General features: G+C 33.7%; 10 protein-coding genes and 1 rRNA gene. 9 read left to right on the top strand and 2 right to left on the bottom strand.

Annotation, left to right across the window (positions count from 1 at the left end; translation table 11 throughout):
- The first annotated feature begins 10 nt into the window (after positions 1-10).
- The 9 genes from FA048_RS19180 (at position 11) to FA048_RS19140 (ending at position 10925) form a co-directional block, all read left to right on the top strand.
- Positions 11-1246 (top strand): SPOR domain-containing protein, encoded by a 1236-nt coding sequence (locus tag FA048_RS19180; RefSeq protein WP_136844203.1) that lies wholly within the window; start codon positions 11-13, stop codon positions 1244-1246.
- A gap of 2 nt (positions 1247-1248) precedes the next feature.
- Positions 1249-1959, top strand: coding sequence for a MotA/TolQ/ExbB proton channel family protein (locus tag FA048_RS19175; protein ID WP_136844201.1), 711 nt, complete (start codon positions 1249-1251; stop codon positions 1957-1959).
- A complete protein-coding gene (locus tag FA048_RS19170) occupies positions 1959-2363 on the top strand; it encodes an ExbD/TolR family protein (RefSeq protein WP_136844199.1) in 405 nt (134 codons plus the stop codon). Before FA048_RS19175 ends, FA048_RS19170 begins: the two co-directional genes overlap by 1 nt.
- Positions 2363-3175 carry an energy transducer TonB family protein gene (locus FA048_RS19165; RefSeq protein WP_136844197.1) on the top strand — a complete coding sequence of 271 codons (813 nt, stop codon included), beginning with the start codon at positions 2363-2365 and terminating at the stop codon, positions 3173-3175. Before FA048_RS19170 ends, FA048_RS19165 begins: the two co-directional genes overlap by 1 nt.
- A gap of 25 nt (positions 3176-3200) precedes the next feature.
- Complete coding sequence (locus FA048_RS19160; protein WP_136844195.1) at positions 3201-3788, top strand: class I SAM-dependent methyltransferase; 588 nt, start codon at positions 3201-3203, stop codon at positions 3786-3788.
- A complete protein-coding gene (locus FA048_RS19155) occupies positions 3788-4291 on the top strand; it encodes a hypothetical protein (RefSeq protein WP_136844193.1) in 504 nt (167 codons plus the stop codon). The genes FA048_RS19160 and FA048_RS19155 overlap by 1 nt, the downstream gene beginning before the upstream one ends.
- A 32-nt stretch (positions 4292-4323) precedes the next feature.
- Positions 4324-5610 carry a bifunctional folylpolyglutamate synthase/dihydrofolate synthase gene (locus FA048_RS19150; RefSeq protein WP_136844190.1) on the top strand — a complete coding sequence of 429 codons (1287 nt, stop codon included), beginning with the start codon at positions 4324-4326 and terminating at the stop codon, positions 5608-5610.
- A gap of 59 nt (positions 5611-5669) precedes the next feature.
- The gene (pafA, locus tag FA048_RS19145) at positions 5670-7343 is read left to right on the top strand and encodes an alkaline phosphatase PafA (RefSeq protein ID WP_136844188.1); all 1674 of its coding nucleotides are present in this window, start codon (positions 5670-5672) and stop codon (positions 7341-7343) included.
- Positions 7344-7559: 216 nt separating this feature from the next.
- Entirely contained in the window at positions 7560-10925 is a 3366-nt protein-coding gene (locus FA048_RS19140) for a methylmalonyl-CoA mutase family protein (protein ID WP_136844186.1), read from the top strand.
- 67 nt (positions 10926-10992) lie between these two features.
- Here the strand turns inward: FA048_RS19140 and FA048_RS19135 are convergent, their stop codons facing one another.
- Together FA048_RS19135 and rrf are read right to left on the bottom strand one after the other, a co-directional pair.
- The gene (locus FA048_RS19135; RefSeq protein WP_136844184.1) at positions 10993-11973 is read right to left on the bottom strand and encodes an acyl-ACP desaturase; all 981 of its coding nucleotides are present in this window, start codon (positions 11971-11973) and stop codon (positions 10993-10995) included.
- A gap of 158 nt (positions 11974-12131) precedes the next feature.
- Positions 12132-12243 (bottom strand): 5S ribosomal RNA (rrf, locus tag FA048_RS19130).
- Positions 12244-12386 lie beyond the last annotated feature (143 nt).

Below are 12386 nucleotides of genomic sequence, written 5' to 3'. Positions count from 1 at the left end.
TTTTACCAGAATGGATATATTATTATACTTAACAGAGCTATTACAAACCCGCAAAACAGTTGGCATTGTAGGTTTGGGCACACTGTATAAAAAAAAATCACCTGGCAAATATGATGCAGAAAAGCACGCTTTTGTTCCACCAAGCTACAACTTAACCTTTACCACGGAAGTTAATGAGCAAGAAGAGCTCGCTAATTTCATCAGTCAAAAAAGAAATATAACTGTAGATTCTGCTAAGTACTATATTAGTGAGTTCGCAGAGCGGATTCAAAGTGAATTGGCTGACCAACAAGAATCTAATTTGGAATCGCTTGGGAAGCTAAAATTAGTAAATGATCAAATCACTTTTATTCCTGAGCAAGAAGGTGGAATTGGTTTTGAATTTTATGGATTACCTGAAATAAATGAAATCCAAAAAAATGATGAAGCACTTGAAATTAATTCAAGTGATGCTGAAGAAAGCCTTTTAGAAGAAATTGAAGAAGAGAACAGACTCGAAGAAGAAAATCCAGGACAAGAAACGGAAGAAGATTTAGAAGAAAACGTTTTAATAAACGATGAACAAGAAGTTTATGAAGAAATAGCCGAAGTTCAAAATCAAGAAAAAACATATCACAATTTAAATGATTCACCTCCTATAATTGAAGCCGTTGAAGAGCAAGAAAAGGAAGAACCATTAGACGAAGTAGGGATTGCCCAAGAAGATGAATACATTGAAGAAGAGCCTAAAAATGGAATGCCATTTTTCATGAAATTCTTAATTGCTTTTTTAATTTTTGTGGCTTTAGGAGCAATAGTCTATTTCGTTAACCCCCAGTTTTTCAATAACTATTTCAACAAAAACTCTACGGGTAAACAAGAGACAGGTGTACAAACCTTACCAAATGATTCGTTAAATAATAAAGTTGACACTTCACAAGTAGACAGCGTTGCAAAAAACAATGACTTGGTAAAATTAAGCATTGATACGGGTGCCGTTGCTATAGATAGTAGTAAAGTGACCATTTATGAAGTTATTGTTAGCGCAGAAAACTCGAAAGCAAAGGCTGATGCAACAATTGCTAGACTTACAAAAAAAGGGTTAAAGGCCAAAGTTGCAAATATGCCTGGTAGATTAATGAAAATTAGTGCAGCAACTTTTTTAGATAAAGATTTGGCAGACAAAACAAAAGATAGTTTGAGGATAATTTTAAAAAATCCTGAAATATACGTACAAGCAATTAAACCCAAAACACACAAAAAATAAATATGATTACATTGTTAATGGCGGCTGGAGACACAGCAAAAAACGTTATAGATTCAGCAAATCAAGTTGTTACATCAACAATACCAGCTCAACCAGAATTACACTTTATAGATTTATTATTTAAAGGTGGATGGGTAATGGTACCCTTAGCTCTATTGGCATTTTTAGGTTTGGTCATCTTTATCGAACGTTATTTAACCATTCGCAAATCATCAAAAGACGAATCAAACTTAATGTTCCAAATTAAACAAAATATACATGATGGAAGGTTAGATAATGCAATTGCTTTATGCAAAAACACAAAATCACCTTTGGGAAGAATGTTAGAGAAAGGACTTAAGAGAATTGGAAGACCAATTAAGGATATTGAAGGTGCAATTGAGAATACTGGTAAATTAGAGGTTTCTAAATTGGAAAAAAACATTGGCATTTTAGGAATTATTGCAGGTATTGCACCAATGCTTGGTTTCGTGGGTACAATTATCGGTGTAATTACCATCTTCCATGATGTATCTATAAAAGGAGCTATTGAGATTGGAACTATTTCAGGTGGTTTATATACCAAAATGATTACATCTGCAACAGGATTGATTATCGGTATCGTGGCTTATGTTTTATATCACATTTTAAATATGATGGTAGAGAAAATCATCCTTAAAATGGAAACTGATGCAATTGAATTTATAGATTTACTAGAAGAGCCAGGCAAATAATGAATTTACGCAAAAGAAAAAAAGGTACGGTTGAAGTTCACACTTCTGCATTAAACGATATCATGTTCTTCTTGCTTTTGTTTTTCCTATTGGCATCTGCCGTAGTAAATCCTCAAGTAGTGAAACTTTTATTGCCTAGATCAGAATCTGGACAACAATCTACTTCTCAAAAAACAGTTACAGTTACCATAGACGAGAATTTAAATTATTTCGTTGATAAACAAAAAGTAACTTTAGAAGAAATTGAGGGTAAGGTAAAAACATATCAACAAGCTGCAAATGATGTAACCATAGTTCTATATGTTGCTAGAGGTGTATCTATCGAAAATACAATGCAAGTTTTTGATGTAGCGAACAAATTGAAATTAAAAGTTGTTTTAGCTGTAGAACAGAAAAAGAAATAATGACAACCCAAGAAGAAAATAATTATCCAAAAGCAATTGCAATTTCTGTTGGCTTAATGGGCCTATTTATTGCTGTGAGTTTTATTTGGGTAATTAGTGCCTTTCAACCGCCAGAAGATGTTGGTATGGGGGGTATGGTAGTTAATTATGGAACTTCTGTAACTGGTATGGGTACAGATTATACGAGCATTGAAGAGCCATCTACAGATGAAAATGCCAATAACAAAATGCCCGACAAAATTACTCCAGAACAACAAGTTACACCAACTGTTTCTTCCCAAGTGAGTGACAAGGACATTGCAACCCAGAATAATGAAGATGCTGTTAGCATAAATACAAAAGATAAAAAAAGCAACAATCCACCAACTAGTGCTAAAGAAACTAAACCTGCAGAGCAAACTATAAATCAGAATGCACTTTATAAGGGAAAGAAAAACAATGGCTCTGGACAAGGAGATGGAACAGGTAATACACCAGGGAACCAAGGAAGTATAAATGGAGATCCTTTAGCTCCAAATTATGGTGAAGGTGGTTCTGGTAATGGAAATACACCTATTTTATTAAATAAATTTACCAACTTGATAAAGCCAGTTGATGATAGTCAAGAACGTGGAAAAATTGCTATCAGAATTTTTTTTAATAAATCAGGCAAAATAACAAATGCAAGAGTAGACCTAAAAGGTTCTACATCAACCAATCAAGTATTACAGCAAAAATGTCTAGAAGCAGTTAGAAACGCATCTTTGAAAGCCAACGAGAAAGGTGGAGATAATCAAACAGGAATTGTAGTCTTTAACTTCGGATTAAATTAATATAATCATGCCTAATTCATAATTAATGAGTAATCAGGCAGCAAGTTTCTACAACCGCTTTTCATTCTTCTACCCAATAATTGAAGTTTTCTTAAAACCTCAGAAAGTAAAACTGATGGAAGAAATCAACACATTAGCTTCTGGAAAGCTGTTAGAAGTTGGCGTTGGTAGTGGCACTCACCTACCTTTGTATCAAACTCATCAAATTACTGGAATAGATATTTCTTCAGCAATGCTAAATGAAGCAGAAAAACACAAACAGTCTGATACCATTTTACTTAAAATGAGTGGAGAAGATCTACAATTTGAAGATGATTATTTTGATTATGTGGTGCTTTCACATGTTTTAGCTGTCGCTTCAAATCCAGAAAAACTATTAGAAGAAGTATATCGAGTTTTAAAACCTAATGGAAAAGTTTTAATCCTAAACCACTTTACCACTAATAATTGGTTAAGATATATCGACACCGCATTTAATTCAATTTCTGGCCTATTCCATTTCAATTCTTTATTTAAAATAGAATCTTTCAATGCTATCAAAAAATTTACTTTGATTAAAGAAGTTGGTTTTGGAAGATTTTCGTATTTTAAGCTATTAATTTTTAATAAATAGTGAAAAAGCATTACCTGTATATACTCCCAGCTCTTTTAATAAGTCTTTTTATATATTTATTTTATCGTACAGAGAAAACAGTAGTAAATGATTTACTTATTAATCTTATCTCTAAAGAAAATTATATCTTTTTAAAACAATTTATAACTCAAAAAATACCTTTAAATGAATACATTATTTTTTCCTTACCAGAAGGATTATGGGTTTTTTGCATCACATTAACTTCTAATGATATCTACTTCATTTTTAAAGACAAGGAAATAGATCTGGCCTTTCTACCCTTACTCTTTTCAGTTGGGTTAGAACTATTACAACTATTTCATATTACCAATGGTTGGTTTGATTTACTTGATGTTCTTATTTCTTTATTTTTCTGGTTCGTCGCCTACTTTGTAATAGATTACAAATTCTCAAAACAAGACTTTTTCAAGTCATTTAATAACAGAAGCATAGCTTTTCTAGTAAGTTATGCCATTGTTTATTTAGCACATGTTTGGCAATAACTGAAATAGTCGTCTTATATTTGAGGCAGATTATGACTTACCAACAAACACTTGATTTTTTATACAGCAAACTACCAATGTTTACTCGTGTTGGTGCTGTAGCTTTAAAAAAGGATTTGCATAACACAATTGAGATGTGCAATGTATTGGATAATCCACAAACCAAGTTCAAGAGCATTCATGTTGCCGGCACAAATGGAAAAGGATCTACTTCGCACATGCTTGCAGCCATATTACAACAAGCGGGTTACAAAACTGGTCTTTATACATCTCCTCACTTAAAAGATTTTAGAGAACGAATTCGAATCAATGGTAAAATGGTTTCTAAATCATTTGTTAAGAATTTTGTTAAAACTCAAGAAGCTATCATTTCATCAATTGAACCTTCATTTTTCGAAGTTACAGTTGCAATGGCTTTTGATTACTTTGCTAAAGAAAAAGTAGACATTGCTGTAATTGAAGTAGGCTTGGGCGGCAGATTAGACTCTACAAATATCATCACACCAGAACTTTCGGTAATCACAAATATAAGTTTAGATCATACCAACATACTTGGTGATACTTTACCAGAAATTGCGATTGAAAAAGCAGGGATAATTAAAAAGAAAATTCCTGTGATCATCGGGGAAAAACATGCAGAAACTATAAACGTTTTTAAAGACAAAGCGAAGGCTGAAAATGCTCCAATTTATTTTGCAGAAGAAGAATTAGAAGTAAAAAAATCTAATAAAAAAGGTTCTTCATTGGTATTAGACATTAATAAAAATGATAAAGTCTTATTTCCCCACCTTACCTTAGACTTATCTGGCACGTATCAACAAAAAAACATTCTTACAGTAATTCAATCTGTTCTTAAACTAAGGGAATTAGGTTTTGTTATTCCTGATGAAGCAATTTATAAGGGGTTAAAAAATGTAAAATCCATTACAGGCTTACAAGGTAGATGGCAAACACTATCAAGAAATCCAACTGTTATTTGCGATACGGGTCATAATAAAGCAGGAATAATTGAGGTTTTAAAAAATATTGAAAACACGAAATATCAAAACTTGCATATTGTAATAGGAATGGTTAAAGACAAAGATATTGATGGTGTTTTAGCCCTTCTTCCCAAAAAAGCAACTTATTATTTCTGCCAACCAAATCTAGAAAGAGCATTACCTGCTAATGAACTAGCAAAAAAAGCAGCAAAACATAATTTAAAAGGAAAAACTTTTAAAAGTGTTAAAGAAGCCTTTCAACATTCAAAGGAAAATGCAAATCCAAAAGACCTAATTTTTGTTGGTGGCAGCACCTTTGTCGTAGCAGAAATATTATAATAATTCACTATTACTTCACAATCAGATTACTATTTTTACAGGCTACAAAACCAAAAATAATGAAACAAAGAACACTTTTATCATTACTATTTCTGTTGTTATCCGTTCAGTTACAAGCCCAAAAATGGGTAAAATCAAATTCAACTCATACATCTACATCTTATCCAAAATCAGTAGAAAGACCTAAACTAGTTGTGGGTTTTGTTGTAGATCAAATGCGTTGGGACTATTTATATCGTTTTTATGATCGCTATTCAAAAGGAGGATTTAAAAGATTAATTAATGATGGTTTCTCTGTAGAAAACACTTTTATCCCTTACCTTCCTACCCAAACAGCTTGCGGCCATTCATCAATTTATACTGGTTCTGTTCCAGCATTAAATGGTATAATAGCCAATTCTTGGTATGACCCTACAATAGGAAGAGATATGTATTGTACCGAAGATAAAGATGAAAAAACAGTTGGTAGCACTTCAAATGCCGGACAAATGTCTCCAAAAAACCTGCAAGTAAACACTATTACTGATGAACTTCGGCTTGCTACAAATTTTCAAGGTAAAGTAGTCAGTATTTCCTTAAAAGATCGTGGTTCAATTTTACCTGGCGGACACTCTGCTAATGCTGCTTATTGGCATGATGGTTTAACTGGTAATTGGATAACTAGCACGCATTATATGCAAAATTTACCTACTTGGGTAAATGATTACAATGCCCTTAAAGTTTCTGATCAATTTTTCGCACAAGATTGGAACACACTCTATCCAGCTAACACTTACATTAATAGCGATTCTGATGATGTAAGTTATGAAGGTAAATTTAAAGGTGAGACTTCCTCATCTTTCCCTCACATAACTAAACAATACATTGGCAAAAACTACGAAATGATTAAAAGTTTGCCTTATGGGAACACAATGACAATCGATTTCGCAAAATTAGCTGTTCAAAATGAAAACCTGGGTAAAGATGCAATTACAGATTTTTTGGCAATTAGTTGTTCCTCAACAGATTATGTTGGTCATCAATATGGTCCGAATTCTATTGAAATAGAGGATACCTACTTAAGATTAGACAAAGACTTAGAAGAGTTGTTTAATTATTTAGATAAGACCGTAGGTAAAGGAAATTATTTGTTTTTTATCTCTGCAGATCATGGTGTGGCTAATGCTCCAGAATTTTTAAAGAAAAATAATATTCCTGCAGAACGCTATACTACCAGAGCAATGGTTAAGGGTTTAGATTCATTGCTTTCGCAAAAATTCCAACTTAAAAAAGCAATTGTTAATATCATGAATGATCAGGTAATTTTTGATCGTGACGTAATAGAAAATAATAAAATAGATTTCAATGCAGTTAAAACTGTAACCATTAATTACTTAAGAAAACAAAGAGGAATTAGCAATGCAGTGGATCTAGGAAATCTACAAAATACAACTTTACCAACCGAGTTAAAGACTAGGTTAACAAATGGTTACAACCCTAAACTAAGCGGAGACATACAAATTATTTCTAATGCGGCATGGTACAATTCTAGCTCTTCATCTGGCATTGGACATGGTGGATGGTATAATTACGACTCTCATATTCCATTGGTATTTATGGGATGGAATGTAAAACCAGGTAAAACAAATAAAACCTATTACATGACAGATATTTCGGCAACTTTAGCAGCAATGCTACATATTCAAATGCCAAATGGTTGTATCGGTTCTCCAATTATAGAACTTACCCAATAAATTATATTTTTAGTACCAAAAGCAGGGCAACATTATTGTTAGCCCTGCTTTTTGCTTATAGTTTACTTTATTGTGGGCTATCCGCACAATCAGGCTTATATAAACACACTAACTAACTTACTTTACAGATAGCAAAATAGCATTGTATCTATTAAGTGATTAGTATTGCCAGTCCTTAGTTTTTATTAACTTTGTACACCAAATACAAAAACCTACATGGAACAAATTCAAGTTTACAAACCACAAAATAAAATTCGTTTTGTAACTGCTGCAGCCCTTTTTGATGGACATGATGCTACCATAAATATCATGCGTAGAATTTTGCAGTCATCAGGCGCAGAAGTAATTCATTTAGGTCATAACCGTTCTGTAGATGAAGTTGTAAATTGTGCCATTCAAGAAGATGTCCAAGGCATTGCAATGACCTCTTACCAGGGTGGTCATATAGAATATTTTAAATATATGTATGATTTGCTGCAAGAAAAAGGGGCAAAACACATCAAAATATTTGGAGGAGGAGGTGGAGTAATTCTGCCATCAGAAATAGAAGAATTACAAGCTTACGGGATTACTAAAATTTACTCTCCAGACGATGGTCGCAAAATGGGTTTGCAAGGCATGATTAATAACATGTTAGAACAAACTGATTTTATTACCACAAAAGCCATTACAAATGAGCTTGAGAATATTCCCAAAAAGGAAGTTAAAAGTATAGCTTCAGCAATCACAGTTGCAGAAAATGATCCAGAAGGTGCTCAAAAATTTGTTAATGAATTAAAAAAATTAACCTTGAATAACCAAGCTCCTGTTTTGGGTATTACAGGTACCGGCGGTTCGGGTAAATCATCATTAGTTGATGAGTTGGTACGAAGATTTTTAGTAGAAGTAAAAGACAAAACTTTAGCCATCATTTCTGTAGATCCTTCTAAACGAAAAACTGGGGGTGCACTTTTAGGCGACAGAATACGTATGAATGCCATTAATAACCCTAGAGTTTATATGCGTTCATTGGCAACACGTCAGGCCAATTTAGCACTTTCTAAAAACGTTCAAGAAAGCATAGACATCTGCAAAGCAGCTGGTTATGATTTAATTATCGTGGAAACTTCAGGCATTGGTCAATCTGATACAGAAATAACAGAACATTGTGACGTTTCTCTTTATGTAATGACACCAGAATTTGGTGCCGCTACACAATTAGAAAAGATAGACATGCTAGATTTTGCAGACTTAGTAGCTATTAATAAATTTGATAAAAGAGGAGCTTTAGATGCACTTCGTGATGTTCGTAAACAGTATAAACGTAATCATAATCTTTTCGATGCAAAAGATGATGAAATTCCGGTTTATGGAACTATGGCATCACAATTTAATGATCCGGGTATGAATAATCTTTTTGTGGCTTTACTAAAAGGTATAAAAGATAAAACCAAAGTAGATTTCATATCTGAAATGGAAATGACGCCAAGTCAGTCAGAAAAAATATATATTATTCCACCAGATCGCATTAGGTACCTATCAGAAATAGCTGAAGCAAGTGAAACTTATAATGAATGGGTAGATAAACAATGTACAATTGCTAGAAAGTTATATCAACTTAAAGGAGTAATCGAGTTCTCAAATGATTTTGAAAATTTTGGTGATGGACTAAAAGACGCTTATTCTTATTTAGAAGAGCAGCTTGATGGAGAATGTAAGCGTTTATTACGTCAATGGCCAGATACTAAACAAAAATATAAGGAAGAATTTTTTATCTATAAAGTTCGCGATAAGGAGATTAAACAACCCTTATATTATGAATCTCTCTCGAAACTTCAAATTCCAAAAGTATCTCTACCTAGGTATGAAGATTGGGGCGATATTTTACGTTGGTTACTTACAGAAAATGTTCCTGGAGAGTTTCCTTATGCAGCTGGAGTTTTCCCTTTAAAACGCGATGGTGAAGATCCAACTCGTATGTTTGCTGGCGAAGGTGGACCTGAAAGAACCAATAAACGTTTTCACTATGTTTCTTTGGGGCAACCTGCACACCGATTATCAACAGCTTTTGATTCAGTTACTTTATACGGAGAAGATCCGCATATTCGTCCAGATATTTACGGTAAAATAGGTAATTCTGGGGTAAGTATAGCTACACTTGATGACGCAAAAAAGTTATATTCAGGCTTTGATCTATGCGCACCATCTACTTCTGTTTCGATGACAATAAATGGTCCTGCTCCAATGTTATTGGGTTTTTTCATGAATGCAGCTATAGATCAACAATGTGAGAAATACATTATCGAAAATGGTCTAGAAAAAGAAATAGACGAAAAAATAAAAGATATATATAAAGCCAAAGGAATTGAACGTCCTACCTATCAAGGAGAATTGCCACAAGGCAATAGTGGTTTAGGACTTATGCTTTTGGGTTTAACCGGCGATGAAGTTTTACCTGCTGATATTTATGCTAAAATTAGAGCCTATGCAATAAGTTCTGTACGTGGTACTGTTCAAGCAGATATTTTGAAAGAAGATCAAGCGCAAAATACTTGCATTTTCTCAACAGAATTTGCACTAAGAATGATGGGCGATATACAAAAGTACTTTATTGATGAAAAGGTTAGAAATTTCTATTCTGTTTCTATCTCTGGTTATCATATTGCAGAGGCTGGTGCAAACCCTATATCGCAATTATCATTTACCTTAAGTAACGGTTTCACTTTTGTAGAATACTATTTAAGCCGTGGAATGAATATAGATGATTTCGCTCCAAATCTTTCATTCTTTTTCAGCAATGGCATTGATCCGGAGTATTCAGTAATTGGCCGTGTTGCGAGAAGAATTTGGGCAAAAGCCATTAAAAACAAATATAAAGGGAACGATCGCTCCCAAAAATTAAAATACCATATTCAAACTTCTGGGCGATCTCTCCATGCTCAAGAGATTGATTTTAACGATATCAGAACCACTTTACAAGCACTTTATGCAATTTATGATAATTGCAATTCTCTACATACCAATGCTTATGATGAAGCCATAACAACTCCCACAGAAGAATCTGTTCGTAGAGCCATGGCTATCCAATTGATCATTAATAGAGAATTAGGGTTGGCCAAGAACGAAAATCCTTTACAAGGTGCCTTTATCATCGAAGATTTAACAGATTTGGTTGAAGAAGCAGTGTTAGCAGAGTTTAAACGAATTAATGATCGTGGTGGTGTTTTAGGAGCTATGGAAACCATGTACCAACGCGGAAAAATACAAGAAGAAAGTTTGTATTATGAAACTCTTAAACATACTGGTGAATACCCTATTGTTGGCGTAAATACATTTTTAAACAAAAATGGATCTCCTACAATTGTTCCGGGAGAAATAATTCGGGCCACTGAAGAAGAAAAACAATATCAGATAACTGCACTAAAAGCTTTTCAGGACAGAAATTCAGAAAAAACTGCGCATGCTTTAAAAGAACTTCAAAAATCAGCAGTTGCTGGAGATAATATTTTTGAGCAATTAATGGAAGTATGTAAATTCTGTTCTTTAGGTCAAATCAGTAATGCACTTTATCAAGTCGGTGGGCAATACCGTAGAAATATGTAGTCAAAATATGGTATAATAAAAAAGGCTGAATTAAATTCAGCCTTTTTTATTATACTTTTATAAAGAGTTAAGCATTGATCCAGCTAAACTTATAATCCATTGTAGGGTTTTTCATTCTATCAGCTACACGTAATAATCTATCTGGTAAATTCATTACATAATCTCTTGCCTTTTCTCCAGCCTCATTTAATTCTTGCATGCTATCAATTTTCCATTCTTCAATTAACTGTTGCATAATTTCAACATAATCAACTGCAGTATACACTCCTAATCGTTGCGCTGCATCAGTAAAGTGCCCAAAAGTTTGTCCAATTTTCAATCCCATCTCACGTAAAAAATGAGCTGGCATTACAATTTTTTTACGCATCATATCTTCAAAAGCTATCATGGCTTCACTTGGATCAACCTCAAAGATTTTAGACATGAAATCTTTATATGCTTTAGCATGACGGGCTTCATCAGAAGCAATTACGCCACACATTTTAGATAACAAAGTATCTCCATCTCTCTTTGCCAGAGACGCTACTCTTCTATGTGAAATGTTTGTAGCCAATTCTTGGAAACTTGTATATATAAAATTGCGATAAGGATCATGACCTGTACCTATATCGAAACCATCAGCAATTAAATATTGAGTAGAGATTTCCATCTGACGCATATCAACACGTCCAGAAAGATATAAGTATTTGTTCAAAACATCACCATGGCGATTTTCTTCTCCAGTCCAATGACGAACCCATCTCATCCAACCACCTTCTTCGTCTTTTGAAATATCATCAACCATAGTTAACCATGATTCATAAGTAGGTAATGCCTCTTCTGTTATTGTATCACCAATTAATACTGCAACTAAGTCATAAGATAAATCTTTAGCATTCTCTCTTAGAATCTTAATATCTTGATAAAAAGAATCGCTAGTAGAGTCGGGCAAGAAGTCAGATGGTTGCCAGTTAGTATCTATAGGTTTCAAATAGGTAGGCATCATTTTAAGCATGTATTTTTCAACATGTAATAATACTTCCTTTCTTGATCCAAAATTGATATTCATCGTTTATTAATTAAGGCACAAAGATAAGCATAATGCATAATTTAACCTTAGTTTATTTGTAATTAAAACAACGAAATAGGAGAATAGTTTATATATACTAGATTTTTTTCTCATAAACAAGAAAGCCGTACAGGTTTCGCTGTACGGCTTCTTTTAAGATCTGGCACCGACCTACTCTCCCACATGTTACTGCAGTACCATCGGCTCTGGCGGGCTTAACTTCTCTGTTCGGAATGGGAAGAGGTGGACACCGCCGATATAGGCACCTGAATATTTTTAATAGCATATAGTGTTCGGTGTATGGTACATGGACACATTGGTCCGACTACCGGGTACTGGGCACTAGTTGCTAAATGACATATTATTGAAAGAAGTTATATTGAAGAACAAACAACAGTCTATTGCTCTTGAAA

It is taken from the genome of Pedobacter polaris (assembly GCF_005116505.1).
GTDB classification, from domain to species: domain Bacteria; phylum Bacteroidota; class Bacteroidia; order Sphingobacteriales; family Sphingobacteriaceae; genus Pedobacter; species Pedobacter polaris.
Note: the sequence above shows the minus strand (reverse complement) of the source record. Positions and strands in the feature narration are given on the sequence as shown.

Coding starts and splice junctions, on each gene's coding strand:
- FA048_RS19180 (WP_136844203.1), top strand. CDS start 11: ATGGATATATTATTATACTTAACAGAGCTATTACAAACCCGCAAAACA.
- FA048_RS19175 (WP_136844201.1), top strand. CDS start 1,249: ATGATTACATTGTTAATGGCGGCTGGAGACACAGCAAAAAACGTTATA.
- FA048_RS19170 (WP_136844199.1), top strand. CDS start 1,959: ATGAATTTACGCAAAAGAAAAAAAGGTACGGTTGAAGTTCACACTTCT.
- FA048_RS19165 (WP_136844197.1), top strand. CDS start 2,363: ATGACAACCCAAGAAGAAAATAATTATCCAAAAGCAATTGCAATTTCT.
- FA048_RS19160 (WP_136844195.1), top strand. CDS start 3,201: ATGAGTAATCAGGCAGCAAGTTTCTACAACCGCTTTTCATTCTTCTAC.
- FA048_RS19150 (WP_136844190.1), top strand. CDS start 4,324: ATGACTTACCAACAAACACTTGATTTTTTATACAGCAAACTACCAATG.
- pafA (WP_136844188.1), top strand. CDS start 5,670: ATGAAACAAAGAACACTTTTATCATTACTATTTCTGTTGTTATCCGTT.
- FA048_RS19140 (WP_136844186.1), top strand. CDS start 7,560: ATGGAACAAATTCAAGTTTACAAACCACAAAATAAAATTCGTTTTGTA.
- FA048_RS19135 (WP_136844184.1), bottom strand. CDS start 11,973: ATGAATATCAATTTTGGATCAAGAAAGGAAGTATTATTACATGTTGAA.